This is a genomic window from Roseococcus thiosulfatophilus, from assembly GCF_017311575.1.
Classification (GTDB): Bacteria; Pseudomonadota; Alphaproteobacteria; order Acetobacterales; family Acetobacteraceae; genus Roseococcus; species Roseococcus thiosulfatophilus.
Genome location: NZ_JAFFQY010000063.1, coordinates 105,984 through 131,902 on the forward strand (window position 1 = coordinate 105,984; position 25,919 = coordinate 131,902).

25 protein-coding genes are annotated in these 25,919 nt (G+C 71.7%); 12 read left to right on the forward strand and 13 right to left on the reverse strand.

Annotated elements, in window-relative coordinates; all coding sequences use genetic code 11:
• Window positions 1-51 precede the first annotated feature (51 nt).
• Entirely contained in the window at window positions 52-1,035 is a 984-nt protein-coding gene (locus JTN19_RS18550; protein ID WP_206935718.1) for a serine hydrolase, read from the forward strand.
• 15 nt (window positions 1,036-1,050) lie between these two features.
• Here the strand turns inward: JTN19_RS18550 and JTN19_RS18555 are convergent, their stop codons facing one another.
• The gene (locus tag JTN19_RS18555; protein ID WP_408901890.1) at window positions 1,051-2,952 is read right to left on the reverse strand and encodes a DEAD/DEAH box helicase; all 1,902 of its coding nucleotides are present in this window, start codon (window positions 2,950-2,952) and stop codon (window positions 1,051-1,053) included.
• 199 nt (window positions 2,953-3,151) lie between these two features.
• Here JTN19_RS18555 and JTN19_RS18560 point away from each other — a divergent pair, with 199 nt between their 5' ends.
• A complete protein-coding gene (locus JTN19_RS18560) occupies window positions 3,152-3,862 on the forward strand; it encodes an alpha/beta fold hydrolase (RefSeq protein ID WP_206935724.1) in 711 nt (236 codons plus the stop codon).
• On the opposite strand, the gene JTN19_RS18565 is transcribed toward JTN19_RS18560, so the two are convergent.
• From JTN19_RS18565 to JTN19_RS18610, 10 genes are all read right to left on the reverse strand, one after another.
• Complete coding sequence (locus tag JTN19_RS18565; RefSeq protein ID WP_206935726.1) at window positions 3,840-4,118, reverse strand: hypothetical protein; 279 nt, start codon at window positions 4,116-4,118, stop codon at window positions 3,840-3,842. The genes JTN19_RS18560 and JTN19_RS18565 overlap by 23 nt on opposite strands.
• Complete coding sequence (locus JTN19_RS18570) at window positions 4,115-5,323, reverse strand: molybdopterin molybdotransferase MoeA (protein ID WP_206935728.1); 1,209 nt, start codon at window positions 5,321-5,323, stop codon at window positions 4,115-4,117. The genes JTN19_RS18565 and JTN19_RS18570 overlap by 4 nt, the downstream gene beginning before the upstream one ends.
• The gene (gene moaC / locus JTN19_RS18575; RefSeq protein ID WP_206935730.1) at window positions 5,320-5,799 is read right to left on the reverse strand and encodes a cyclic pyranopterin monophosphate synthase MoaC; all 480 of its coding nucleotides are present in this window, start codon (window positions 5,797-5,799) and stop codon (window positions 5,320-5,322) included. The genes JTN19_RS18570 and moaC overlap by 4 nt, the downstream gene beginning before the upstream one ends.
• A gap of 10 nt (window positions 5,800-5,809) precedes the next feature.
• Complete coding sequence (gene trpC / locus JTN19_RS18580) at window positions 5,810-6,616, reverse strand: indole-3-glycerol phosphate synthase TrpC (protein ID WP_206935732.1); 807 nt, start codon at window positions 6,614-6,616, stop codon at window positions 5,810-5,812.
• Between the two features lie 5 nt (window positions 6,617-6,621).
• The gene (gene trpD, locus JTN19_RS18585) at window positions 6,622-7,650 is read right to left on the reverse strand and encodes an anthranilate phosphoribosyltransferase (RefSeq protein ID WP_206935734.1); all 1,029 of its coding nucleotides are present in this window, start codon (window positions 7,648-7,650) and stop codon (window positions 6,622-6,624) included.
• Between the two features lie 199 nt (window positions 7,651-7,849).
• Window positions 7,850-8,596 carry a helix-turn-helix domain-containing protein gene (locus JTN19_RS18590; protein ID WP_206935736.1) on the reverse strand — a complete coding sequence of 249 codons (747 nt, stop codon included), beginning with the start codon at window positions 8,594-8,596 and terminating at the stop codon, window positions 7,850-7,852.
• A 149-nt stretch (window positions 8,597-8,745) separates the two neighbouring features.
• The gene (locus JTN19_RS18595; RefSeq protein ID WP_206935738.1) at window positions 8,746-9,120 is read right to left on the reverse strand and encodes a phage tail fiber protein; all 375 of its coding nucleotides are present in this window, start codon (window positions 9,118-9,120) and stop codon (window positions 8,746-8,748) included.
• Between the two features lie 38 nt (window positions 9,121-9,158).
• Window positions 9,159-9,473: a hypothetical protein gene (locus tag JTN19_RS18600; protein ID WP_206935740.1), complete on the reverse strand. Its 315-nt coding sequence runs from the start codon at window positions 9,471-9,473 to the stop codon at window positions 9,159-9,161.
• A gap of 38 nt (window positions 9,474-9,511) precedes the next feature.
• Window positions 9,512-11,905: a glycosyl hydrolase family 28-related protein gene (locus tag JTN19_RS18605; RefSeq protein ID WP_206935742.1), complete on the reverse strand. Its 2,394-nt coding sequence runs from the start codon at window positions 11,903-11,905 to the stop codon at window positions 9,512-9,514.
• Window positions 11,906-11,953: 48 nt separating this feature from the next.
• Window positions 11,954-12,610 (reverse strand): hypothetical protein, encoded by a 657-nt coding sequence (locus JTN19_RS18610; RefSeq protein WP_206935745.1) that lies wholly within the window; start codon window positions 12,608-12,610, stop codon window positions 11,954-11,956.
• Window positions 12,611-12,810: 200 nt separating this feature from the next.
• Here JTN19_RS18610 and JTN19_RS18615 point away from each other — a divergent pair, with 200 nt between their 5' ends.
• The 8 genes from JTN19_RS18615 (at window position 12,811) to fusA (ending at window position 22,314) form a co-directional block, all read left to right on the forward strand.
• Window positions 12,811-13,914: an extracellular solute-binding protein gene (locus JTN19_RS18615; RefSeq protein ID WP_206935747.1), complete on the forward strand. Its 1,104-nt coding sequence runs from the start codon at window positions 12,811-12,813 to the stop codon at window positions 13,912-13,914.
• Window positions 13,915-13,936: 22 nt separating this feature from the next.
• Window positions 13,937-14,914: an ABC transporter ATP-binding protein gene (locus JTN19_RS18620; RefSeq protein ID WP_340643371.1), complete on the forward strand. Its 978-nt coding sequence runs from the start codon at window positions 13,937-13,939 to the stop codon at window positions 14,912-14,914.
• Window positions 14,911-15,744, forward strand: coding sequence for an ABC transporter permease (locus tag JTN19_RS18625; RefSeq protein ID WP_242531279.1), 834 nt, complete (start codon window positions 14,911-14,913; stop codon window positions 15,742-15,744). Before JTN19_RS18620 ends, JTN19_RS18625 begins: the two co-directional genes overlap by 4 nt.
• On the forward strand, window positions 15,741-16,544 hold the full coding sequence (locus JTN19_RS18630; protein ID WP_206935752.1) for an ABC transporter permease subunit: 804 nt from the start codon (window positions 15,741-15,743) through the stop codon (window positions 16,542-16,544). Before JTN19_RS18625 ends, JTN19_RS18630 begins: the two co-directional genes overlap by 4 nt.
• Window positions 16,545-16,624: 80 nt before the next feature.
• Entirely contained in the window at window positions 16,625-17,827 is a 1,203-nt protein-coding gene (locus tag JTN19_RS18635) for a pyridoxal phosphate-dependent aminotransferase (protein ID WP_206935925.1), read from the forward strand.
• A gap of 140 nt (window positions 17,828-17,967) precedes the next feature.
• A complete protein-coding gene (locus JTN19_RS18640) occupies window positions 17,968-18,948 on the forward strand; it encodes a Bug family tripartite tricarboxylate transporter substrate binding protein (RefSeq protein ID WP_206935755.1) in 981 nt (326 codons plus the stop codon).
• 5 nt (window positions 18,949-18,953) lie between these two features.
• On the forward strand, window positions 18,954-20,102 hold the full coding sequence (locus JTN19_RS18645; RefSeq protein ID WP_206935757.1) for an iron-containing alcohol dehydrogenase: 1,149 nt from the start codon (window positions 18,954-18,956) through the stop codon (window positions 20,100-20,102).
• A 130-nt stretch (window positions 20,103-20,232) separates the two neighbouring features.
• Window positions 20,233-22,314, forward strand: a complete 2,082-nt coding sequence (gene fusA / locus JTN19_RS18650) for an elongation factor G (protein WP_206935760.1) — start codon at window positions 20,233-20,235, stop codon at window positions 22,312-22,314.
• Between the two features lie 62 nt (window positions 22,315-22,376).
• Here the strand turns inward: fusA and JTN19_RS18655 are convergent, their stop codons facing one another.
• Together JTN19_RS18655 and JTN19_RS18660 are read right to left on the reverse strand one after the other, a co-directional pair.
• Window positions 22,377-22,826 carry a MaoC/PaaZ C-terminal domain-containing protein gene (locus JTN19_RS18655; RefSeq protein ID WP_206935763.1) on the reverse strand — a complete coding sequence of 150 codons (450 nt, stop codon included), beginning with the start codon at window positions 22,824-22,826 and terminating at the stop codon, window positions 22,377-22,379.
• On the reverse strand, window positions 22,823-24,091 hold the full coding sequence (locus tag JTN19_RS18660; protein ID WP_242531280.1) for a DUF445 domain-containing protein: 1,269 nt from the start codon (window positions 24,089-24,091) through the stop codon (window positions 22,823-22,825). Before JTN19_RS18660 ends, JTN19_RS18655 begins: the two co-directional genes overlap by 4 nt.
• A 179-nt stretch (window positions 24,092-24,270) precedes the next feature.
• Between JTN19_RS18660 and JTN19_RS18665 the strand changes: the two genes are divergently transcribed.
• Together JTN19_RS18665 and JTN19_RS18670 are read left to right on the forward strand one after the other, a co-directional pair.
• Window positions 24,271-24,999, forward strand: a complete 729-nt coding sequence (locus JTN19_RS18665; protein WP_206935768.1) for a metal ABC transporter ATP-binding protein — start codon at window positions 24,271-24,273, stop codon at window positions 24,997-24,999.
• Between the two features lie 4 nt (window positions 25,000-25,003).
• Window positions 25,004-25,888, forward strand: coding sequence for a metal ABC transporter permease (locus JTN19_RS18670; RefSeq protein WP_206935771.1), 885 nt, complete (start codon window positions 25,004-25,006; stop codon window positions 25,886-25,888).
• The last annotated feature ends 31 nt before the right edge of the window (window positions 25,889-25,919 follow it).

The window sequence follows — 25,919 nt, forward strand, 5'->3', positions numbered from 1 at the left end:
CGTGGGGAAGGCTTTGCCGCCAAGGTGATGCCAAAGCAGGAGGAACGCCGTATGCCGCAACTCCCACGCCGTCGCGCCTGGCTGGCCGCGCCCGCCCTGATGCCCATCGCAGCACGCGCCCAGGAGACGGATGCGGCCCCGCGCGCGGCGCTGGAGGCGCTGATAGGGCTCGCGCGGCCGCTTGGGGGCAAGCTGGGCCTGCGGGTGACGGTGGATGCGCCCGCCGGAGCCTGGCACCTGGCGCATGAGGAGGCGCGGCCCCTCTTCGTCGGCAGCGCCACCAAGAGCTTCATCCTCGCGGCCTACCTGCTGGCCGTGGAGCGGGGCGAGGCGAGCCTCACGGAACAATGGGAGGTCGAGGACGCGGTGCGGTCCCCCAGCAGCGCCATCCTGGAAGGGCTGCGCGGCACCATGGCGGCGCGCTTCGTGCTGGAGGCGATGATCAGCCACAGCGACAACACCGCGACCGACATGGCCATGAAGCGCGTGGGCGTGGACGCGGTGCGCGACGTGATCGCGCGCGCGGGGCTGCGCGATGTGCGGGTGGCAAGCTCCACGCGGCGCATGGTCTCGTATCTCGCGGGCGCGGCGCCGGGCGAGGATCTGGGCTGGGCGGGCGTGCAGGCCGCCATGGCGGGGCCCTTGCCGCAACCGCCCCGCCCCGTGATGAAGGAGCACGAAAGCATGATCGCCTCGCCGGAGGCGCTGGCCGCCTGGTATCGTCTCGTGCTGTCGGGTGGGCTCTTCGCGCGGCAGGAAAGCTTGGACGAATTCCAGCGGATCTCCGCCATGGCCACGATCCTGCCCATGGTGGTGCCGCCGCATACGGCCAGCTATGGCAAGGGCGGCAGCATCATCTGGAATGACGAGAACGCGCTGGCGATCGGCGCCCAGATGCGCGTGCGCGGCGTGGCGGTCAGCTTCGGCTTCGCGCTCAACTGGAGCGGCGGCCCGGAGACGGTGCCGCCCACCATGCAGGCCGTGGTGGCGCGGCTGCGCGCGGTGCTGGCGGCGGTGACCGCCAGGATCGGCTGAAGCCGCGCGCCTCGCTCAGGCGGCGGCGTCGGCGTCGCGCTCGGCCGTCTCGCGCTTGGGGCGCGGGATGGGGATGAGCATGAACGCCGGAACGCTGTCGCCGAAGCCACGCACGGCGGGGCCCATGTCGTCGCGGTCACGCCCACGGTCGCCGCGGTCGTCGCGGCGGGGGCGCTCGTCGCGCATCCGGGGCGCTTCCTCGCGCGGCGGGCGGGGGCTGTCGTCACGCCGCCCGCGATCGCCTTCCGCGCGGCGGGGCGGGCGGGCGCCTTCGTCGCGCGCCGGGGCTTCCTCGCGCGCGGGGCGGGGGGCGGAGTCGCGCCGGGGGCCACGGTCGCGGGAACCACGGCCACGGTCGCCACCCCGGCTGTCGGAGCGCGAAGAGGACGAGGACGACCCCGGCCGGCCGCGCTTGCGCGTCGCCGCCTCGGCCAGTTCCTCATCGGTGACGGGGTCGAGGCCCTCGACCTCCAGGCGCGGAATGGGCGCGCCCGTCAGCTTCTCGATCGCGGCGACGAGCTTGGCGTCATCGGCGGTGGCGATGCTGTAGGCATGGCCCTCGCGCCCCGCGCGGCCGGTGCGGCCGATGCGATGGACATAGTCCTCGGAGTGGAAGGGCACGTCGAAGTTGAACACATGCGACAGCCCGCCGATGTCGAGGCCACGCGCCGCCACGTCCGAACAGACCAGCAGCCGGATCTCATTGGCCTTGAAGGCGGAGAGTGTGGCGAAGCGGGCGGACTGGTCCATGTCGCCATGCAGGGCGCCGACCGAGAAGCCGTGCCGCTTCAGCGATTTGTAGAGGATGTCCACGTCGATCTTGCGGTTGCAGAAGATCAGCGCGTTCTGCACCTGCTCGCGCCGGATCAGCCGGCGCAGCGCCTCGCGCTTGTCGCGCGGCTGCACATAGACGATGCCCGTGGTGATCGTGGTCGCGACCGTGGCGGGCCGGCTGACCGTGATCTCCTTCGGGTTGGAGAGGAAGGCATCGGCGAGGCGCCGGATCTCGGGCGCCATGGTGGCGGAGAAGAACAGCGTCTGACGGAGGCGCGGGATGATCTGCACGATGCGCTCGACATCGGGGATGAACCCCATGTCCAGCATGCGGTCGGCCTCGTCGATGACCAGCAGCTTGCAGTCGGCCATCAGGATGCGGCCGCGGTCGAACAGGTCCAGCAGGCGGCCGGGGGTCGCGATCAGCACGTCCACGCCCTTGTCGAGCACGTCGCGCTGGTCGTTCATGCTCTCGCCGCCGATCAGCAGCGCATGGTTCAGGTTCAGGTACTTGCCGTATTTGACGAACTGCTCGGCCACCTGGAGTGCCAGTTCGCGCGTGGGCTCCAGGATCAAGCTGCGCGGCATGCGCGCCTTGGCCCGGCTGCCGGCGAGGATGTCCATCATCGGCAGGGTGAAGCTGGCCGTCTTGCCGGTGCCCGTCTGGGCGCAGCCCAGCACGTCACGGCCCATCAGGACGATGGGGATGGCCTGTTCCTGGATGGGCGTGGGGTGGATGTAGCCGGCCTCACTGACGGCCCGGAGGATGGATTCCGACAGGCCGATATCCGCGAAGGTCGTGCGTGGGGCGGTGGGTTCCTCGGGGGCGGACGCCTCCTCGGCCACGGCCTGCTCGCCCGCGGTGGTGAGCAGCGGGGCCAGCGCGGGCGGGGCTTCGGCCATGGCCGGCTCCGCAGGGGCAACCTCGGTTGGGGTAACCTCGGCGGGGGCCGCCTCGGGCGGTGCGGGCTCAGGCGGGGCGGCTTCGGCCGCAACCTCCATGGGCGCGCTGTCCTGGGGCGCCGGCGCTTCGGGCTCGGGGGCGGCTTGCGCCTCCACGGCCGTCACGGCGTCCTGGGTCGGGGCGTTGTTCTGGTCCGTCTCGGCGGCCGTGTCGGCCGCGCGCGGGGTCGGTTCGTTCAAGTCTCTGGCATCCTGCGCCACGTAAACCGCGCGGCGCACCCCCGAGCGTCGGGTTATCCGGCCAAGGGGCGGGCGCGCGCCGCGGTCCGGGCGGGAACCGCCCTCTGCTGCAACGCCGTGCATATGCGCCCGGATGGGGCGGAACGCAACCGCAAACCCGTGGATTGCGTGTGCCGGGCCACGGATTTATGCCCCTTCCATGGCCCTTCCCCTGCTTCTCCTGCCCGGATTGCTCTGCGATGCGCGGCTATGGCGCGACGCGCTGCCCCCCCTCGCGGACATGGTGGAACCGCGCATCGCGGACCTCACCCGCTCCGACACCCTGGCCGGCATGGCGCGGGATGCGCTGGCGCTGGTGAACGACGCGCCACGCTTCGCCGTCGCGGGGCTCTCCATGGGCGGCTATGTGGCGCTGGAGATCTTGCGCCAGGCGCCGGCGCGCGTGACGCAGCTGGCGCTGCTCGATACCTCCGCCCGCCCGGACACGCCCGAGCAGACGGAACGCCGGCGTGGTCTTCTCAGCCTCAGCCGGCAGGGGCAGTTCCGGGGGGTGACGCCGCGCCTGCTGCCGATGCTGATCCACCCCTCCCGCCAGGGCACCCCGCTCGCGCAGGAGGTGATGGACATGGCCGAGCGCGTGGGCAGCGAGGCCTTCCTGCGCCAGCAGAATGCCATCATGCATCGGCCGGATTCACGGCCGGACCTGGCGAGCATTCAGGTGCCCACCCTAGTCGCCTGCGGCGCGGAGGATGCGCTGACGCCGCCTGAACTGCATGACGAGATGGCGGCGATGATCCCGGGGGCCAGGCTGGTGCGTTTCGCGGGCTCCGGCCACCTGCCCACCATGGAAGTTCCGGAGGCCGCGGGTCAGGCCCTGCGGGAGTGGCTCACTCCGGCACGCAGCGGGTGACATCGGTCTGGGCGCGCGCCGTCTGCGGGCGCGTGCCGGGCGGGCAGGGTTGCTGGGCGCGGGTGGGCGCGGGCAGGCCGCGGTCCCAACCGCGGGCATCCTGGCCGGGGCGGCAGCGGCCGCCGCGCTGGGGCGTGCCGCCATTGGGGCAGAGGAAGGCGCGCGCGGCTTCCAGCGCGGCGGCACTCGGCTGGCGGCGCTGGGCCTCGGCGGGGGTGGCGGCCAGCAGCAGGGCCAGCGCCAGCGCCCACCTCACAGCCCGAGCGCGTCGAGCGGGATCGCCTCCACCTCGGCACCCCGCGCCAGGGCGGGGGCATGGGGCGCGCGGATGACGAGCGCCTGCGCGCCGGCCAGCACCCGCAGCATGGAACTGTCCTGGCGCGCGGCGGGGTGGGCCTCGGGCGCGCCATCGGCGCCGGGGCGCAGTTCGGCGCGCAGGTAGTCCTCGCGCTGGTCGTTCTCCGGCAGTTCCACGCCCAGGCGGTAGCGCTGCACGGGCAGGGCGAAGCCCACGCGCCCTTGCAGCGCGGCCAGCAGCGGCAGCAGGAAGAGCACCCCGCAGACGAAGGCCGAGACCGGGTTGCCCGGCAGCCCCAGCACCGCCGGCCCGCCCGCGCGCCGCCCATGAAACAGCGGCTTGCCCGGCCGCATGGCGATCCGCCAGAAGTCGAGCGAGAAGCCCGCGCCCTCCAGCACCTCGCGCACCAGGTCGTGCTCGCCCACGCTGGCGCCGCCGCTGGTGACCAGCACATCGAGGCCCGCGGCACTTTCCACCAGGGAAGCGATGGCCGCGCGGTCATCGGGTGCGACGGGCAGGATGGAGGGCTCGCCGCCCGCCGCCCGCACCATGGCGGCGATGGCGAAGCTGTTGGAGGAATAGATGCTGGCCGGGCGCGGCGGCTCGCCGGGCAGCATGATCTCGTCGCCGGTGGCGAGGATGCCGATGCGCGGGCGGCGGCGGACGGTCAGGAAGGCATGGTTGCCGGCCGCCGCCAGCCCGACATCGCGCGCCGTCAGTCGGTGGCCCGCAGGGAGCAGCGTGTCGCCCTCGGCGAAGTCGAGGCCGCGCAGGCGCACCCAGCGGCCGGGGGTGACATGGTCGGTGGCGGTGACCTCGCCTGCCTCGGCGCGCGCATCCTCTTGCAGCAGGATGCCGTCCGCGCCCTCAGGAATGTAGGCGCCGGTGAAGATGCGGACGGCCTCGCCAGGGTTCAGCACGGCGTCGTAGGGCTGGCCGGCGGGGGCCTGGCCCACCACCCGCAGCGCCTGGCCGGCATTGGCCTCGGCGGCGCGCACGGCATAGCCATCCATGGCCGAGAGATCGGCCGGCGGCTGGGTCACGCGCGAGGGGACGGGCGCGGCCAGCACGCGGCCCCAGGAATCGGTCAGCGCCACCGTCTCGGCCGCGACGGGGGTCACACCCGCCAGGATGCGTGCCCTTGCCTCGGCCACCGAAATCATGCGGGGGGTTCCGAGAAGGTGCCGGACTTGCCGCCCTCCTTGTGGACCACGCGCAGCGCCTCGATGCGCATGCCGCGATCCACCGCCTTGACCATGTCGTAGATGGTCAGCGCCGCGATGGAGGCGGCCGTCAGTGCCTCCATCTCGACGCCGGTGCGGCCGGTAAGGGAGACCATGGCCTCCACCTCGATGGCATCCGGCGGCTGGATGTCGAATTCTACCGCGACCTTGCTGATCAGCAGCGGGTGGCAGAGCGGGATCAGCTCATGGGTGCGCTTGGCGGCCATGATGCCGGCCACGCGCGCCACCCCCAGCACATCGCCCTTGCCGGCGCGGCCATCCTGGATCAGCGCCAGGGTCTCCGGCCGCATCACGATGCGGGCCCGGGCGCGCGCCACCCGCGCCGTCTCGGCCTTGGCCGAGACATCCACCATGGCGGCCTGGCCCGCCGCGTCGAAATGGGTGAGGCCGCTCATGCGCGCTCCCTCAGGGGCCGATCAGGGCGCGCGTGGCGGCCGTGACGTCGGGCTGGCGCATGAGGTGCTCGCCCACCAGGATGCAGTTGGCGCCGGCGGCCGCCATGCGCTTCACATCGGCGGCGGTGCGGATGCCGGATTCCGCCACGGGAATGCGGTCGGGCGGGATCATCGGAATCAGCGTCTCGCTGGTGCCGAGGTCGGTCACCAGGGTCCGCAGGTTGCGGTTGTTCACCCCGATCAGGCGTGTGCGCAGGCCCAGCGCGCGTTCCAGCTCCGGCGCGTCATGCACCTCGACCAGTACGGCCATGTCCAGCGAATGGGCGATGGCCTCCAGCTCCACGGCCATCTCGTCGGTAAGGGCCGCCATGATGAGCAGGATGGCATCCGCGCCCATGGCGCGCGCCTCATGCACCTGGAAGGGATGGATCATGAAGTCCTTCCGCAGCACCGGCAGGGTGCAGGCGGCGCGGGCGGCCTTGAGATGGGCGGGGCTGCCCTGGAAATGCGGCCCATCCGTCAGGACGGACAGGCAGGAGGCACCGCCCGCGGCATAGGCCTTCGCCAGTTCGGCGGGCTCGAAGGGGTCGCGGATCAGCCCGCCCGAGGGCGAGGCGCGCTTGATCTCCGCGATCAGCCCGGTGCGGCCCTCGGCCACCGCGCTGCACAGCGCGCCCACGAAGTCGCGCGGGGGCTCCGCGTGGCGGGCGGCGCGTTCCATCTCGGCCATGGGGGTGTCGGCCATGCGCGCGGCCACCTCCTCCGCCTTGTCGGCCAGGATGCGGATGAGGACGTCGGGCGTGGAATGCGTGTCCATGATGCTCAGGCCAGTTCGGGTTCCGTGGGGGCGGTGGCGCGGATGAGGCGGTCCAGTGTCGCACGCGCGCGGCCTTCGTCCAGGCAGGCGGCGGCCATGGCCGCCCCCTCCCGCAGATCGGCCGCCCGGCCCGCCACGACAAGGGCCGCACCCGCATTGAGGCGCACCACGTCGCGATAGGCGCCGGGGGCGCCTTCCAGCACGGCGCGGAGTGCGGCCGCGTTCTCGGACGGGTCGCCGCCGCGCAGGGCCTCGGGGGGCGCCTCGTCCAGGCCGGCATCGGCCGGGCTCACGGTGAATTCGCGGAAATGGCCCTGGTCCAGCTCGACCACCTGGGTGGGGCCGGAGAGCGCGATCTCGTCCAGACCTTGGCCATGCACCACCCAGGCGCGCTCGGTGCCCAGCCGCGCCAGCGCCTCGGCCATGGGGCGCAGCCAGGTGGTGCTGAAGGCGCCCGTCATCTGGCGCTTCACCCGGCCCGGATTGGCGAGCGGCCCCAGCAGGTTGAAGATGGTGCGCGTGCCCAGCTCCGCCCGCGCGCCGCCGGCATGACGAAGTGCCGCATGGTGGCGGGGGGCCAGCAGGAAGCAGATGCCGGCCTGGGCCAGCACGGCGGGCAGGCGCGGCAGCGGCACGTCCAGGTTCACGCCCAGTGCCGCCAGCGCATCCGCCGCGCCCGATTTGGAGGAGAGCGCCCGGTTGCCATGCTTGGCCACCGGCACGCCGCAACCGGCAACCACGATGGCGCTGGCGGTGGAGATGTTCAGGCTGCCCGAGGCATCGCCGCCCGTGCCCACCACGTCCATGGCATCCGGCGGGACCTCGACGGGGATCATGTGGGCGCGCATGGCGCGCACGGCGCCGGTCAGTTCCGCCACCGTCTCGCCGCGCACGCGCATGGCCATGAGCATGCCCGCGATCTGCGCGGGCGTGGCCTCGCCGGCCATGATGACGCCGAAGGCGGCCTCGGCCTCGGATTCCGCGAGGCGCGCACCTTCGGCCAGTCGCGCCAGCACGGGCTTGAGCCCGTTCATGGCCGCGTGGCCCTGGCGCCTTGGCCCGCCGATGGGTCGTGCATGAAAGCCTGTCCTCCGCCCAATCGTCGCATCATGGCGGCTGGCCATGCTGGCATGCCCCCCGCGCGCGGTTCTTCGCGCGGGCGGGGCCAGAGGGTCAAGGGATGGGGGTCAAGGGATGGGGGTCAACGGAAGGACACCAAGGAAAGGGGCGGCGTCAGATGTCCGCCATTTCCCCCGCCGCCAGCGACTGCAGCATGCCCATGTCCAGGATGCGGAGCTTCTGCCCGCCCGGCTCGGCGATCCAGCCGGAGCGCTTGAAGGCGGTGAAAGTGCGGCTGACAGTCTCGAGTGTCAGGCCGAGGAAATCGCCGATGTCGCCCCGGGTCATGGGCATGGGCAGCTCGGGCTGGGCGAGGCCGCGGCGCCGATGCGCGTCCGACAGCCCCAGCAGGAAGGCCGCCACGCGCGATTCCGCCGAACGGCGCGCCAACGTGACCAGATGTTCCTGGGTGGCCGCCAGCTCGCCCAGGCACAGGTCGAGCACACGGCGTTCCATCAGCGGGTAGCGGCGCAGCAGCGTGTCGAGCCGCCCGCGTTCGATGCGGCAGAACTGGCCAGGGGTCAGCAGCTCCGCGTCGAAGGGATAGGTGGGGCCGGCGGTGTAGCCCACCAGGTCGCCGCGGAAGCGGAAGCCCACCACCTGCTGACGCCCGTCGGGCAGCAGACGGCTGAGCTTCACTGTGCCTTCCAGCACGCTGAAGGCGCGCGCGGCGGCGTCGCCCTCGCGGAACAGCACGCTCTTGGCGGGAAGGCAGTGACGGTCGCTGTCGTGGGAGATCTCATCCAGCGCCGAGGCGTCAAGCGGATGGCAAATGCCGAACCGCTTGCCGGCGCAGCCGAGGCAGGGGTCCTGGGTGCGAGGGTCGCTTCCCGGCCAGCGCGCTGAGTCCAATGGATTCACGAAACACAGCCTCCCTCACCACGGGGGAGCATAAGCCAAAGCTTACCTGAGTTTCAACCTGGACGAATGCGCGGGCTGTCAACGGAAATTGGCATGGCTGAGGCGCCGGCCGGCCCCGGAAAAGCCGGGCGGCGCCCCCTTCCATGGGGTCAGGTGCCGGTCATGGTCAGGCCGCCCGGGTTGATGGTGACCGTGCCCGGCCCACCCACCGTCACGCTCTGCGCCAGCGGTGACCAGGTCAGCGCATTGCCGCCCGAGGAGGCGTCGAACAGCCCCACATGGGTGAAGGTGCCGGCCGCGCCGGTGAAGGTGAAGCGCACCAGCTCGGCATTCTGCTGGTTGCCGGTGCCGGTGAAGGTGACGCGCTGGCGGGCATAGCCATTGCCCACCGGCTCACCCGCCAGGCCGGCGGCCACGCTGCCGCCGCTGCCCAGCGCCAGGAACACCTGGTTGGGCAGGACGGGCAGGCGGCCGCAGAGGGCGCGGGCGAGGATGTTGCGGCCGTGGTCGGTCAGGGAGCTCATTCTCTTCGTATCCTCTTTCGGATGGTCGGGGCGCGGGGTCAGGCGTCGGCGGCGTCGCGGAACCGCGAGGGCAGGGGGGCGCCGGCGGCGTCCTCACCCTCGGGCGCCTCGCGGACGGCGCGGTAGATGTCGGCCACCGAGACCGTGAAGGGGTCGGGCAGGTCCCCGGCGGCGAAGCGGTAGGGGATGTGATGCAGCGGCGCACGGCCCGCGCGACGCGCCGCCTCGTCGAGGTAGCCGTGCAGCTGGGCCTGGATGATGCGGGCGTTGCAGTCCACCTGGACATGGGTGATGCGCCAGTAGGTGGCGGTGACGCCTGTCTGGGGCAGCTCGAGCGGAATGATCAGGGCCATGGGAATCTCCTGTGGGGGGGAAGGCTGGCGGTGGGCCGTCAGGCCGCGACCTCGGTGCTCAGGATCCGTGCCACCCAGCGGATGGTCTTGTTCGCCTCGCCGGTGGCGGTGACGGCGAGGCCACCCAGCACCGTGTCGGCGTCCAGGGTGAGGCGCCAGGCGGTGGCGCCGGCGCTGGCGAGGCTCGGCGCCAGCGCGCTGCCGGCCGTGGCCGCGGCCAGGGCCGGGCCTGACGTCATCACCGTCCCGCCGAGGTAGGTGGTGGTGGCCACCCCCACGAGGCGGCGCAGCATCACCGTCACCTCCCAGCACGCGGAATCGCCGACCGTGCCGGCGCTGCCCCCGGTCTGCTGCGCCACCACCAGGAGGCGCGCGGCGATGCCGCTGTTCGAGGGGATGTTGAGGTTGGTGGCGCCCGCCGGGTCCGCGCCGCTGGAACTCAGCCGCAGCGGCGTGGCGTCGGTGGTCTGGCGGCGCAGGACGCGTTCGCCGGCCTGGGCGTCCCCCGCGCTGGCGAAGGCGCCGAAGGCCCAGGCCCCCATCTGCTGGTTGCGGGTGCTGGCGCTGTCACCGCCCGGCACCCAGGCGCCGCTGCCGCTCGCGCTGTTGTTGGCGCCGCCGGCCACGATGCTGTTGACGCCGACCGCGGCGTTGTTGAAGCCGCCCAGGATCGCGGCGCGCGTGCCGCTCGCCGTGTTGCGGTCGCCGCCCACGATGATGCTGTTCTGCCCGGACGCCACCTGCGATGCCGCGTTGCGGCTGAGCTGGAGGTCCACCGCGCCCGCGCCGCGCGCCGCGCCGCCCGTGGCTGCCGCATCCGGGAACTGCGCCAGCAGCGCCCCGGCGCCGCGCGGCTGGCCGACCACCGCGTCGATGTTCGCATCCGCGCCCGCCGCCTGCCAGCCGACGCGGCCAGGGGTGCCTGTGACGCCGCCCAGCGCCTGGATGCGGTTGAGGCTGCCGGCGGGTGTGCTCACCTCCAGGCCATGCGTGCCTGGCGCGGCACCCAGCGTCACGGAGCCGGCCGTGGCCCGCAGCACCTCCGTCCCGGCCGCGCTGGCCGAGAGCACGCCGGCCGCGGGCCGCGCGAGGCCCGTGCCGGCCTCGCCCACCGAGAGGCCCGGCCGCGCGGCCTCGCCCGCGGGGCCGAGCACGCCCACCGAGCCATTGCTGCCGGCGTTGAACAGCGGGCCCATTACGGCCGTCTCCAGCAGCGGGTTGCTGCCGAGGTTCACGCGGTTGGGCACGCCGGTCGTGGCGTTCACCAGGTGGATGGCGGAGGCGCCATTGGCGCGCAGGTTGAAGTTCACGACGCGCAGCGCGCCGATGTCGAGGCGGTTGGAGTGCTGCTCCAGCCGGATCGCGTTGTCCTCCGCGTCATCCACCCGCAGGTTCGCGACCTGGATGCGGCTCGAATTGGCATTGATCATGATGCCGACCGAACCGGGCAGCGGCGCGCCGCTCGCGTTGAACAGCTCGCACTGCACGGTCATGCTGTCGATCTGGCCGTCGGTGCCGGCGGCCTCGACCAGCACGCCGTGGCGCACGAAGTCCGCATAGGCCTGGCCGATCGAGAATTTCTGCGTGAAACCCGCGGCGGAGCTGGAGAAGCGGAACATCGTCCGGTAGCCGAGGACGAAGGACTGGTCCACGAAGATACCATCCACGCGGCGGAAGATCATCGCGTCGCCATTGACCTGCTGCCAGCGCACCACGTTGGTGTTCGCCGACCAGAAGGGCCAGAAATGGATATTCATCAGCCGCGCGGTGTCGAAGGATTCGTCGATCTCGATGCCGGCGGTGAAGACCTGGCCCCGGATGCGCCTGAGGTCGGCGCGGCCGGAATTGCGGATGAAGATGCCGCGGTTGATGCCCGAGAGCAGGATGTTGTCGAAGTCCACGCCGCCCAGGCAGTTTTCCACGCGGAAGAACCAGTCATAGGCGGTGGGGGCCCAGGAAGCGTCCTGCGTCGCGCTGTGCGTCTGGCGCACGGCGAGGTTCATGACGGCCGAGCCGCGCGCGGCGGTCGCGCTGAAGGTGAAGGGCGTGAAGTTCGTCTGGTCCACCGTGAGCCAGGTGCCCGCGCCGGGGCTGCCGCCCTCATTGAAGCCCTGGCCCACCAGGCGGATGGCGCCGTTGTTCACGACGATGGCGGAGGCGAGGCGATAGGTGCGGGCGCCGAGGTTCACCACGCCGCCCGCGCTGCCGAGCGCGTTGATGGCGGCCTGGATGGCCGGCGCGTCGTTCGCGACGCCGTTGCCCACCGCGCCGAAGTCGCGCACGTCCACGCCGCGGTCGGTCAGCAGTTGTCGGCGAAGCTGCGCCATGCTGACGCGGCGGGTGGTGTTGGGGCTGGGCTGGACGAGCGCGGTGATGTCCGCGTCGCTGAGTGTCGTGGCTGCGGGCAGCTCACTGATCTTGAGGTCGGGCATGGGGCTCCGTCCGGGCTGGGGCGCTGGGGGGAGGGCGGAGGCGGTGGCTCAGCCCTGGGCGATGGCCGATCCGTCCTCCTGGAGCAGCTTCACGCCGGCCTCGGTGAGGATCAGCCGCAGGTCGGGCAGGATGTTGAAGCTGGAGGAGATGGCGGCCACGCCGCTGTCGCCCGCGTCCTCCACACGCAGCCGATAGCCGGTGCCGACGGGCGGCGTGGGCAGGGTGGTGGTGACGTAGCCCTGCGAGACGTCCACGATCTGCGCGGGCGGCACGAGCTGCCCCTGGGCGTCGCGGATCGAGACGACCACCTGGCTGATGGGGCCCAGCACCTGCGCCGACACGGGAATGGAGGTGCCCGCGATCAGCCCCGCCAGCAGGGGTGCCAGGATGATGGTGGTGACCACCGCGCTCGCCTGCTGCACGAACTGGAAGGACTTGGCGACGGTGCGCGTCAGCGCGATGGGCGCGATCGCCCCGTCGAGGTTCACGCCCGTGCCGATGGTGGCGTTGCTGCGGACCGGCAGGATGGAGAGCGCGTCCGAGGCCTGGGCGATGATCACGTCGCCCACGCGCAGCTGCGTGCGGGCCGGGGCGAAGTAGCCCACGGTCGTGATCTGGTCGCGCGTGTCGGTGCTGCGGTAGTGCCACAGGCTGAAGCTCTGCGACTGGAAGACGGGGGTGAGGGCGGTGGGCGCGAAGGGCATGGGCGTGCATCTCCTCCCGCGCGGGGGGCGCGGTGCTGGGGCGTCGGGCGGGGAATGGGGGATGCCATGCGGGCGCAGTTCGCCCCTTGGCCTGGCCGAAATAGAATGAATTCCTGCCGCAGTCAAGGAATATATTCAGGTATGGACGCCGCCCATCCCTTGTTGCATGAGCGAGGCTGCCACCGCCGGAGACATGGTCCATGCGCCGCATCCTCCTTGCCGCCGTCGCCGCCCTGGCCCTCGCCGCGCTTCCCGGCGCGCAGGCCCCCGCCCAGCAGCAGGTGGTGAACGTCTACAACTGGACCGACTACATCGACCCCGCCGTGATCGAGCGTTTCACCGCCGAGACGGGCATCCGCGTCCGCTACGACGTCTTCGACACGCTGGAAGCGTTGGAAGGAAAGTTGTCCGCGGGCCGCTCCGGCTATGACGTCATCGTCCCCACCGCCGAACCCACCTTCGCCCGCCTGCTGCGCGCGGGCGCGTTGCGGCCGCTCGACATGGCGCGCATCCCCAATGCGGCGAACCTCGACCCGGCGCTGATGGCCCGCGTGGCGAATGTGGACCCTGGCAACCGCCATGGGCTGATCTACCTCTGGGGCAGCGTCGGGCTTGGCATGAACGCGGAGCGCATCCGGGCGCTGGCCCCCGACGCGCCGCTGGACAGCCTGTCCCTGCTGCTGGACCCGCGGCATGCGCGGCGCCTCGCCCCTTGCGGCATTGCCGTGATGGACAGCGCGACCGACGTGCTGCCCAGCGTGCTGCGCCACCTGGGCTTCAGCCCCGACAGCGTGGTGCCGGCCGAGCTGGAGGCCGCGCAGCGCGCACTTCTCGCCATCCGGCCCTATCTGCGCTCGATCCCCTCGCCGCCCGCCCTGCTGGAGGCGCTGGCGGCGGGTGAGATCTGCCTGGCCTTCGCCTTCTCGGGCGACGTGATCCAGGCTGCGGGCCGCGCGGCGGAGGCCAATCGTGGCCACACCATCACCTATGTCGCCCCCCGCCAGGGCGCGCAGCTCTGGTTCGACGTGATGGCCATTCCGGCCGACGCGCCCAACCCGGACGCCGCCCACGCCTTCATCAACTTCCTGCTGCAGCCGGACGTGATGGCCGCCATCACCACCCAAGTGGGCTACCCCAACGCGGTGCCAGGCAGCCTGCCCCTGCTGGCGGCCGAGATCCGCGAGGACCGCTCCGTCTATCCGGATGCCGCGACATTGGCCGACAGCTTCGTGGCTGGCACCCCGGCCGCGGCGGGCGAGCGCGCCCGCGCCCGCGTCTGGGCGCGCTTCCGCGCCGGGCGCTGACGCCCTGCTGCGCCTGGAGGACGTGACCCGCCGCTTCGGCGCGGCGGTGGCGCTGGATGCGCTCAGCCTTGACGTAGGGGCGGGCGAGTTCGTGGCGCTGCTGGGCGGTTCGGGTTCCGGCAAGTCCACGCTGCTGCGGCTGGTCGCGGGCTTCGACCGGCCCGATGCGGGGCGCATCCACCTGGAGGGCAAGGACATCACCGCCCTGCCGCCGCAGGCGCGCGATGTCGCGATGATGTTCCAGTCCTATGCGCTGTTCCCGCACATGGATGTGGCGACGAACATCGCCTACGGGCTGCGCCGCGCCGGCATGGGGGCGCGCGAGATCGCCGCGCGCGTGGCCGAACTGGTGGCGCTGCTGCGGCTGGAGGGGCTGCAGCGCCGCCGGCCGTCCCAGCTCTCGGGCGGGCAGCAGCAGCGCGTGGCGCTGGCCCGCGCCCTGGCCCGTCGCCCCGCCTTGGTGCTGCTGGACGAACCCCTGGCCGCGCTGGACGCCGGGCTGCGGGAGCGTACGGGGCTGGAACTGCGCGCGCTGCAACGCCGCACCGGCGCCAGCTTCGTGATGGTGACCCATGACCAGGCCGAGGCACTGGCCCTGGCCGACCGCGTGGCGCTGCTGGAGGCCGGGCGCATCGCGCAGTTCGACACGCCGCGCGCGCTGTATGAACGCCCGGCCACGCGGGCGGTGGCGCGCTTCCTCGGCGCCGCGAACATCCTGGAGGCGGGGGGCCCCGTGCCGCTCGACGCCGCGACACGCGCGCCCGCCTATGCGCTGCGGCCCGAGCGCATCGCCCTGCGTCCCACTGCCCCCGCCCGCAACGGCACCGAGGCCGTGGTGGAGGAGGTCGCCTTCCGCGGCGCCGACACGCTGCTGCTGGCGCGCGCGCCAGGCGGGCTCTCGCTGCGCGTGGTGCTGGTGGCCGGCCAGGCCGCGCCCGAACCTGGCCAGCGCGTGGCGCTGGGCTGGGAGGCGTCCGCCCTGGCGCCGCTCTCCGCATGATGCGCGCGGCGGGCTGGCTGGCGCTGGGGGTGCTGGTGGCCGCGCCCCTGCTGATCGTGCTGGCCATGGGCTTCGGCACCGCCACCTCCGGCGTGCCGCCCGTCATTCCGCCCTGGGGAGCCGGGGGCTGGCAGGGCAGCCTGGAGGCCTGGGGGCTGGTGCTGTCCGACTCTTTCTACCGTGACGCGCTGTGGCAATCGCTGCGGCTCGCCTTCATCACGGGCGCGCTGTGCCTGGTGCTGGGTTTCGGCATGGCGCTGGGCATCGCGGCCGCGCCGCCCGCGCGGCAATTCATCTGGCTGGCCCTGGTGCTGCTGCCCTTCTGGACGGGCTTCCTGCTTAGGGTCTCGGCCTGGGTGGGGCTGCTGCGGGATTCCGGCTGGGTGAACACCATGCTGATGCAGGCCGGGCTGATCGAGACGCCGTTGCGGATGCTCCACACCGAGGGCGCGATGATCCTCGGCATGGTCCATGCCTATCTGCCCTTCGCCGTGCTGCCCCTCTATGCCAGCCTCGCCCGGCGGGACCTGACGCTGGAGGAGGCGGCGGCCGACCTCGGCGCCGGGCGGTGGCGGGTGCTTTTCACCATCACCCTGCCGCTGGCCGCACCCGCCCTGGCCGCGGCCTTCCTGCTGGTGTTCATCCCCGCCGCCGGCGAGGTGGTGATCCCCGAATTGCTGGGCGGGCCGGAGGCGCTGCTGGTGGGCCGCGCCATCTGGCAGGAGTTTTTCCAGACCCTCGACTGGCCGGCGGCGGCCGCGCTGGCCACCGCGCTGCTGGCCCTGCTGCTGCTGCCCGTGGCCGCCTTCCAGCGGCTGGCCGCGCGATGAGGCGCTGGGCGCTCTATGCGGGGCTGTTCTTCCTCTGGGCGCCCATCGCGCTGATGGTGGCCTACGCCTTTTCGGATGGTCGCACGCCCTACATCTGGGGCGGCTTTTCCTTCCGCTGGTTCCATGCCCTGGCGGCCAACGAGCGGCTGCTGGAGGCCGCCTGGCTGTCCCTGCGGATCGCGGCCGCCGCCGCCACGCTCGCCACGCTGCTGGGCCTGGTGCTCGGCTGGGTGCTGGCGCGGCATGGGCCATTCCGTGGGCGCCCGCTGTTCGGTGCCCTGGCGGGTGCGCCGCTGGTGCTGCCCGAGGTGGTGATGGGCCTTTCCTTCCTGCTGCTCATCGTGGGGCTGCAGGGGCTGACGGGCTGGCCGGCGCAGCGCGGGGCCATGACCGTGTGGCTCGCGCATTCGGCGCTGGGCATGGCCTTCGTGGCGGTGCTGGTGCAGGCGCGGCTGGCCGCGCTGGACCCGCGGCTGGAGGAGGCTGCGGCGGACCTCGGCGCCTCGCCCTTCATCGTGTTCCGCACCATCACCCTGCCGCTGATCATGCCCTCGCTGCTGGCGGGCTGGGGGCTGGCCTTCACCCTCTCGCTGGATGACGTGGTGCTGGCGAGCTTCGTCTCCGGCCCTGGTGCCACCACCCTGCCGGTCTATCTCTTCTCCGCGCTGCGGCTGGGGCTGACGCCCGAGGCCAATGCGCTGGCCACCCTGCTGCTGGGGGCGGCGGCGACATTGCTGCTCGTCTATGCCTTGGCAGCAAGGTGGCGGGCGCGGGTTGAAACCCCTCCGTCACGGGAATAGGGTCCGCGTCCTGGAGCCTGATCGGCTTTGGCGGGCACGCCAAAGGCGTGAATCAGCTCCACGCCAGGACCTGGACGGACATGAACCTCACCGCCGATCGGCTCGACCGCATCTCGCCCTCTCAGACCATCACCATCACCGGCAAGGCCCGCGCGCTGAAGGCGGCCGGCAAGGATGTGATCAGCCTCTCGGTGGGCGAGCCCGATTTCGACACGCCTCGCAACATCAAGGACGCGGCCATCGCGGCCATCGAGCGCGGCGAGACGAAATACACCGACGTGGCCGGCACCATGGCGCTGCGGCAGGCGGTGGCGCGCAAGTTCAAGCGCGACAGCGGGATCGACTACGCGCCGGAGGAGATCATCGTCACCACCGGCGGCAAGCAGGTGATCTTCAACGCGCTGCTGGCCACCATCAACCCGGGCGACGAGGCCATCATCCCTACCCCCTGCTGGGTGAGCTATCCGGACATCGTGGCGCTGGCCGAGGGCACGCCCGTCTTCGTGCCCTGCGGGCAGAACTCGGGCTTCAAGATGTCGGCCGAGCAGCTGGAAGCGGCGATCACGCCCAAGACCAAGTGGCTGATCATCAACAACCCCTGCAACCCCACGGGCGCGGCCTACAGCGCGGAGGAGCTGAAGAAGCTCACCGACGTGCTGCTGCGCCACCCCGATGTGTGGATCTTCACCGACGACATCTACGAGAAGCTCGCCTTCGACGGCTTCAAGCCCGCCACCATCGTGCAGGTGGAACCCCGCCTGCGCGACCGCACCATCACCATGAATGGCTGCTCCAAGGGCTATGCCATGACGGGCTGGCGCATCGGCTTCGCGGGCGCGCCGGTCGCGCTCATCAAGGCCATGGACAAGCTGCAGGGGCAGAGCACGTCGAACACCAGCAGCGTCAGCCAGGCCGCGGCCATCGAGGCGCTCGACGGCCCGCAGGAGAGTGTCGCCGCGATGGGCGAGGTGTTCCAGCGCCGCCGCAACCTGGTGGTGGACATGCTGAACCAGGCCCCCGGCCTGCGTTGCGCCAAGCCCGAGGGTGCCTTCTACGTCTTCCCCTCGCTGCATGGCTGCCTGGGCAAGACCTCGGCCGGTGGGCGCAAGCTCGAGACCGATGCCGATTTCGTCGAGGCGCTGCTGGAGGAGGAAGGGGTGGCCGCCGTGCACGGTTCGGCCTTCATGTTCCCCGGCCATTTCCGCATCAGCTACGCCACCGATGACGCGACGCTGGTCGAGGCCTGCACGCGCATTCAGCGCTTCTGCAAGGGGCTGAAGTAAGCCTCTCCTGACGGGCGATGCGGCGGGACATGCCGCCGCATCCCATTCCTCGCGCGGGTTGCGCGGGCAGGGCCCCTGGCCGAAGCTTCCCATGCCGGGGCGGCACCGCCCCGGCCAAGACGCCCCTCGGAGGAACGCCCATGCCCATCTCCCGCCGCGCCCTCGGCGCTGCCGGCGCCGTGCTGCTTGCCGCCCCGAACCTGGCCCGCGCCCAATCCTGGTCCCCCACGCGGCCCGTTCGCCTCGTGGTGGGCTTCCCGCCCGGCGGCTCGGGCGACTTCATCGCCCGCACCTTGAGCGAGCCGCTGCGCGAGGCGCTGGGCCAGGCCGTGGTGGTGGACAATCGGCCGGGTGCGGGTTCCAACATCGCCTCGGAAGCCGTGGCGCGGGCCGAGCCCGATGGCCACACCCTGCTGCTGGGGGGCAATTTCAGCCATGCGGTGAACCCGGCCCTGTATGCGCGCATCCCCTTCCATCCGGTGCGGGACTTCACCGCCATCACGCGGCTGACGGACCTGCCGACCATCCTGGCGGTGCGCCCGCAGCTCGGCATCACGACGCTTGCGCAGCTCATCGAACGCGTGCGGGCCGAGCCTGGGCGGTGGAACTACGCGACGCCCGGCAATGGCACGCCTTCGCACTTGGCGGGTGTCATGCTGGCGCGGACCGCGGGCATCGAGCTGACGCACGTGCCCTTCCGCGGCGGCGCCCCCTCGCTCCAGGCCGTGCTCTCGGGCGATGTTGAGCTGCTGATCGGCACGCCGCCCGTGGCCTTGCCGCCTGTGCGCGGCGGGCAGCTGCGGGCGCTGTCGCTGACCACGCGCGAGGCCTCGCCCGTCATCGAGGGCATTCCCGGCACCGGCACGGCTGGGCTGCCCGGGCTGAACATCGGCGGCTGGTGGGGGCTCTGGGCGCCGGCGGGCCTGCCCGAGCCCATTCGCCAGCGCGTCTTCGAGGCCGCGCGGCGCATCACCGCCGACCCCGGCGTGCGGGAACGCCTGGCGCGCGAGGGGCTGCAGGGCCTGCCCTCGGAATCGCCCGCCGCCTTCGACGCCTTCATCGCCGAGGAGATCCCCTTCTGGGCCGATGTGGTCCGCGCCGCTGGCGCGCGGGTGGATTGAGCGGCATGACGCCTGGCATCCATCGCTGGCCCGCGCAGGAACGCGTGCGTCATGGCAGCCCCGTCGCGGAGGCGCTTCCCCCCGAGATCGCGGGCGCGCGGCGGGTCGTGCTGGTCACCACGCGCTCCCTGGCCGAGAGCCGCATCGTGGCCGAGGCCCGCCGCGCCATTGGCCCTGCGCTGGCCGGGACCTTCGCCCGGATGCGCGCCCACAGCGCCATCGAGGATGTGCTGGCGCTGACCGCCCTGCTGGTCGAGACCGAGGCCGACCTGGTGGTGGCCGTCGGCGGCGGTTCGGTGGTGGATGGCAGCAAGGTGGCCTGCCAGGGGGTGTGGCGCGGCTTTCGCGCCGTGGCCGATGTGACCGGGGCGGCCGCTGGCCGCGCCGCCCATCCCGGCGCCTGGGAGGGCGCACCCCCCAGCCCGCGCATCGTGGCCGTGCCCACCACGCTCTCGGCGGCCGAGTTCGCCCCCCATGCGGGCGTCACCGACACGGTGGCGGGCCGGAAATACCGGCTGCTGGAGGCCTGGATGGTGCCGCGCAGCGTCATCCTGGACCCCGAGGCGGTGATGGAGACGCCGGCGGAGCTCTTCCTCTCCTCCGGCATCCGCGCGGTGGACCATGGGGCGGAGCGCTGGTGTTCGTCCGCGCCGCAGCCCTTCTCGGACGCCGTCTCGTGGCAGGCATTGCGGATGCTGGCCCAGGGGTTGCCCGCCGTGGCGCGTGATCCGAACGACCGCGCGGCGCGCGCCCTTTGCCAGCAGGCGGCCTGGATGTCGGTGATGGGCGGCTGGGCCGGGGTGCCCGTGGGGGCGAGCCACGGCATCGGCTACATCCTGGGCGGGGCGCGCGGCGTGCCGCATGGCGTCACCTCCTGCCTCATGCTGCCGGCCGTGATGCAGTGGAACGAGGCGGTGAATGGCGTGCGCCAGGCGGAACTGGCGGCGCTGTTCGGCGGCGGGCCCTGCCATGCGGCGCTGCGCGGCTTCATCCGGGGCCTGGGGCTGCCGGTGACGCTGGGTGAGGTTGGCATCACGGAGGCCGATATCCCGGACCTGGCCGGGCGCTGGCTCGGCGACCCGCCCATTGCGACCAATCCCCGGCCAGTGACGGGCGCGGGGGATGTCGCCGCCATCCTGCGCCTCGCCCTGTAGCCGGCAAGGGTTGCAAAAAACGGCGGGAAGGTGCATGTCCCGCCTCGTATAGATCTCTGCCCACGATTCAGAAGAGCAGGCGGCGCCCCTCGACGGGCGTTGTCCTGCTTTTGCCGCATGGAGGCCCGCAGTGGCACACACCGCTCTCGAAAAGATCCGGAACATCGGGATCACGGCGCATATTGACGCCGGCAAGACGACCACGACCGAGCGCATCCTGTACTACACGGGAAAGAGCCACAAGATCGGTGAGGTCCATGACGGCAACACCACCACCGACTACATGGCGCAGGAGCGTGAGCGCGGCATCACGATCACCTCGGCGGCCGTGACGGCGGTGTGGAATGACCACCGCATCAACATCATCGACACCCCCGGCCACATCGATTTCAACATCGAGGTGAACCGTTCGCTGCGCGTGCTCGACGGCGCCATCTTCATCATCGAGGGCGTGGCCGGCGTGCAGCCGCAGTCCGAGACGAACTGGCGCCTGGCGGACCGCTACAACGTGCCGCGCATCATCTTCATCAACAAGCTCGACCGCACCGGCGCCGATTTCTACAAGGCCGCCGCGACGCTGACCGAGAAGCTCGGCATCAACTGGGTCGCGCTGCAGCTGCCCATCGGCATCGAGGACACGCTGAAGGGCGTGGTGGACCTCGTCGAGATGAAGGCGCTGATCTGGGAAGGCGACGAGCTCGGCGCCAAGTACCACGAGGCCCCGATCCCCGCCGACATGGCCGACAAGGTGGCCGAGTACCGCCAGAAGCTGCTCGACACCGCCGTCGGCATCGATGAGACGGCGATGGAAGAGTACTTCGACAAGGGCGACGTGTCGGTCGAGACGCTGAAGCGCTGCATCAAGCGCGGCACCGTGAGCGGCGAATTCCGCCCCGTGCTGTGCGGCTCTGCCTTCAAGAACAAGGGCGTGCAGCCCCTGCTCGACGCCGTGATCGACTACCTGCCAAGCCCGGTGGACGTCGAGGGCATCAAGGTCGCCCCCGAGGAAGGCCAGGACGAGACGGCCGAGCGCCGCATCATCCCTGTGAAGGAAGACGGCCCCTTCGCCGGCCTCGCCTTCAAGATCATCAACGACAAGTACGGCAACCTGACCTTCGTGCGCGTCTATTCGGGCGTGTTGCGCCAGGGCGACATGGTCATGAACACGACCAAGGGCCACCGCGAGCGCATCGGCCGCATGTTCCAGATGCACGCCGACAAGCGCGAGGAAATCAAGGAAGTGATCGCCGGCGACATCGCGGCCTTCGTGGGTCTGAAGGACACCGGCACCGGTGACACCCTGGCCTCCGCCGAGGACCCGGTGGTGCTGGAGCGCATGGCCTTCCCCGTGCCCGTGATCGACATCTCGGTTGAGCCCAAGACGAAGGAAGCGGTCGAGAAGATGACGCTCGGCCTGCAGAAGCTGGCCGGCGAGGACCCGAGCCTGCGCCTCAAGACCGACCAGGAGACGGGCCAGACCATCCTCTCCGGCATGGGCGAGCTGCACCTCGAGATCATCGTGGACCGCCTGCGCCGCGAATACGGCGTGGAGTGCGACATCGGTGCGCCGCAGGTGGCCTATCGCGAGACCATCACCAAGCCGCACACCGAGGTCTACACCCACAAGAAGCAGTCGGGCGGTTCGGGCCAGTACGCCGAGGTGAAGATCACCTTCGAGCCGCTGGAGCGGAACACGGGCATCGAGTTCGTCAACGCCGTGGTCGGCGGCGCGGTGCCGAAGGAATACATCCCGGCCGTGGACAAGGGCATCAAGGTGCAGGCCGACACGGGCGTGCTCGCCGGCTTCCCGACGGTGGACTTCAAGTTCACCCTCTCGGACGGCAAGTACCATGACGTGGACTCGTCGGCACTGGCCTTCGAGATCGCCGCCAAGGCCTGCTTCCGCGAGGGCATGAAGAAGGCCGGCCCGGTGATCCTGGAGCCGATCATGGACGTGGAGGTCACCACCCCGCAGGACCATGTGGGCGACGTGGTGGGCGACCTGAACCGCCGCCGCGGCGTGATCCAGTCGCAGGACATGGCCGGCACCTCGGTCATCGTGCGCGCGCATGTGCCGCTGAAGGAGATGTTCGGCTACATCTCCAACCTGCGTGGCATGACGAAGGGCCGTGCGTCCTTCTCCATGCAGTTCCACCACTACGACCCCGTGCCGCGCAACGTGGCGGACGAGATCATGAAGGCCGCCGGCTGACACCAGCAGGCAACGCCTGAATAGGAAGGGGCCGGGGGGAAACCTCCGGCCCTTTCCGCGTTTCAGCGCTTCAGGAAATGCGTGGCCAGCATGTCAATGACCACCACGCCATCCGCCACGCGGGTGCCGAGGTGCCGGACCATGGCCACGCCCATCTCGGGGCGCGAGCGTGATGGCTTCACGCTCTCCACCACGGACGCTACCGCCACTTCCTCATCGGGGCGGAGCGGCGCGGGCCACTTGGTATCAATGCCCGAGCCGCCGAGGCTGATCCGCGTCCAGATGCCGCTGCGCATGATCATGCCGAAGCACATGCCCATGGTGTGCAGGCCGGACGCCACCAGTCCGCCGAACAGCGGTGCCGCGCGCGCCGCTTCCGGGTCCATGTGGAAGGGCTGCGGGTCGAAGTCGCGCGCATAGGCGATGATCTCGGCCTCGCTCAGGCGGAAGCTGCCATAGTCAAAGCGCTGGCCGGGCGACAATTCATCGAATGAGTTCAGCGGCGTGTTCAATGCGCGACCCTCCCCTCGTTCAGCCAGTGGATCAGCAGGTAGAGGGCGGCGCCCACCAGGAAGCCCACCAGCGTGCCATTGATGCGAATGTATTGCAGGTCCTTGCCCACGCGCAGTTCGATCTTGTCGCTGACCTCGCGGCTGTCCCAGCCGGCCACGACCTGGGCGATGAAGGCGGCCAGCCGGTCCTGGGCGGTGGGCACAAGGCTCGCGAAGGTGGTTTCGATGGCGGCATTCAGCCGGGCGCGCGCCACCGCGTCTTCGGCCAGGAAATTTCCGGCATTGGCGAAGGAGGCCTCGATCAGCGCCACCGTCCGGCCGCTGGGGTTGCGGGCATCGGCCACCAGCGCCTCGCGCAGGCGGCGCCAGACATCGGCCAGCCATTCCGTGACGGTCGGGTGCGCGAGGCCGCGGCGGATGGCGGCGCCCAGGGCAGCGGCGCGCTCGGGCTCGGTTTCCAGGCGCGTGATCTCGGCCTCCAGCCAGGCCTCGAAAGCTGCGCGGAGGTCGGAATCGCCGGGCTCGATGCGCTGGAGTTCGGCGTTCACGGCGGCCAACACGCGGTCGGCCACATAGGCGCCGGCGGCCCAGCCCACCACGGCGCCGCCCTGGTCGCGCACGCGGCGCTTGATGGCCTCGCGCAGGTCGTCATGCTTGGCTTCCAGCAGCACCTTCATCTGGCCCAGCGCCAGGTCGAACACCGCCTGGTGCTGCCCGCCCGCGATCAGCGCCCGCAGCGCGCGGGCCACCAGCGCGGCCCCGCCCGGGCCGCCCGCCACGCGCGGCACCAGCCGCATGAGCAGCCGTCGCGCGCGGCCGTCTTCCAGCGTGTCCAGAAGCCGGGGCAGGGCCTCGGCCAGGGCCTGGGCTGCGGGGCGGGTATGGGCCGGGTTGGCCAGGAAGGCGCCGACAATGCCCGCCAGGTCCAGCTGGCCGATCAGCCGCTTCACCTCCGCCTCGGTGAAGACGTGGTTCGCCACGAAGCCGCCGAGCGACCGCCCCAGCCTGTCCTTCTGGCGCGGGATGATGGCGGTGTGCGGAATGGGCAGCCCCATGGGACGGCGGAACAGCGCCGTCACGGCGAACCAGTCGGCCAGCCCCCCCACCACGCCGGCCTTGGCCGAGGCCGCCAGCAGATCCGGCCAGAAGCCGGCCGGGAACTGGTAGGCCAGCACCATCAGCACGGCCATCAGGACCAGCAGCAGGGTCGCGAAAGCCCGATGCCGGGCAAGGGCGCGGCGCAGTTCATCGTCAGGGGATGCCATGGGCGCAGGATAGTCCGGCGCGGGGCGCATTGGCGACGGGGCCCCACGCTGTTATGAGATAACGTGATGCGCTTGCCCCCCAACCCGCTCGACCTCGCCACCGGCATCGCCCCCCGCCTGATCTGGGTGGGTGCGCTGCTGGCCCTGCTGTGGGCGGCGATCTTCTGGGCGATGCGGACATGAGGGCCGTCCAGGAACTGGCGGTGCGGAACCTCACGGTGACGCATGGCCGCCACCCGGCCGTGCACCATGTCAGCTTCCGGCTCACCCCGGGGCAGAAGATGGCGCTGGTCGGGCCCAACGGCGCAGGGAAATCCTCTTTGCTGCACGCGGTCGCCGGGCTGCACGCCCCGGCCGAGGGCGGCATCGAGGGCGCGGGCCAGGTGGCCCTGCTGCCCCAGGCCTCGGCGCTGGACCGCAGCTTCCCGCTCTCCTGCCGCGATGCCGTGCTGCTGGGCCTGTGGAACGAGGCCGGGGTCTTCCGCGCCATCGCCAACCCCGGCCGTGTGTCCGATGCGCTGGCGGCCGTGGGGCTGTCGGGCTTCGAGAAGCGGCCGGTGGGCAGCCTTTCGGCCGGGCAGTTCCAGCGCGTGCTCTTCGCGCGGCTGCTGTTGCAGGACGCGCCCGTGATCCTGCTGGACGAACCCTTCAACGCGCTGGACGCCCGCACCGCGGCCGACCTGCTGGAGGTGGTGCGCCGCTGGCACGGCGAGGGCCGCAGCATCCTGGCCGTACTGCACGACCTCGACCTCGTCCGCCGTGAATTCCCCACCACCCTGCTCCTGGCGCGGGAGGTGGTGGCCTGCGGCCCGACCGACGAAGTTCTCTCCGCGCAGAACCGCCTGCGCGCGCGGATGATGGCCGAGGCCTGGGCGGATGACGCCGCCCCCTGCGTCCGCGCCGCCTGAGTCCATGATCGGGGAGGGCCCTATTTGGGAGGGCCTCGTCGGCCCCTTCGTCGAATTCGGCTTCCTGCGGCGCGCGCTGGTGGGGTGCTTGGCCCTCTCGCTCTCGGCCCCGCCGCTCGGCGTCTTCCTCATGCTGCGGCGGATGAGCCTGACGGGCGATGTGCTGGCCCATGGAATCCTGCCGGGCGTGGCGCTGGGCTTCCTGGTGGCGGGGCTGTCGGTGCCGGCCATGGCGGTGGGGGGGCTGGTGGCGGGCCTGGGCATCGCCATCGGGGCGGGTGCCATCTCCCGCGCGACGGGCGGACGGGAGGATGCGGCGCTGGCCGCGCTCTACCTGGCCGCGCTGGCGGTGGGGGTGGTGATGATTTCCTGGCGCGGTTCCTCGGTGGAACTCACGCATATCCTCTTCGGCTCGGTGCTGGGGGTGGATGACCTGGCGCTGCTGATGATGGGGGGCGCGGCCTCCGCCACCTTGCTCTTCCTGGCCGTGGCCTGGCGGCCGCTGGTGCTGGAATGCTTCGACCCCTCTTTCGCCCGCGCGGTGGGCGTGCGCGGAAGTGCCTGGCATCTGGGGCTGATGGCGCTGGTGGTGGTCAGCCTGGTCGCGGCCTTCCACGCGGTGGGCACGCTGATGGCGGTGGGGCTGATGATGCTGCCCGCCATCGCGGCCCGGCACTGGGCGCGGGGCGTGGGGGCCATGGTGCTGGTTTCGGTCGCGGTGGCGCTGGCCGCGACCCTCTCGGGGCTGCTGCTCTCCTTCCACGCCGACGTGCCCAGCGGGCCGGCCATCGTGCTGGCGGCGGCCGCGCTCTGGGCGGTGTCGCTGGTGTTCGGCCCCGTGGAGGGGCTGGCGGCGCGGTGGTGGCCGCGCCGGCATCTGGAGGGGTAGGGAAGCCTAGAGCATGCTGCGTTCACATGCG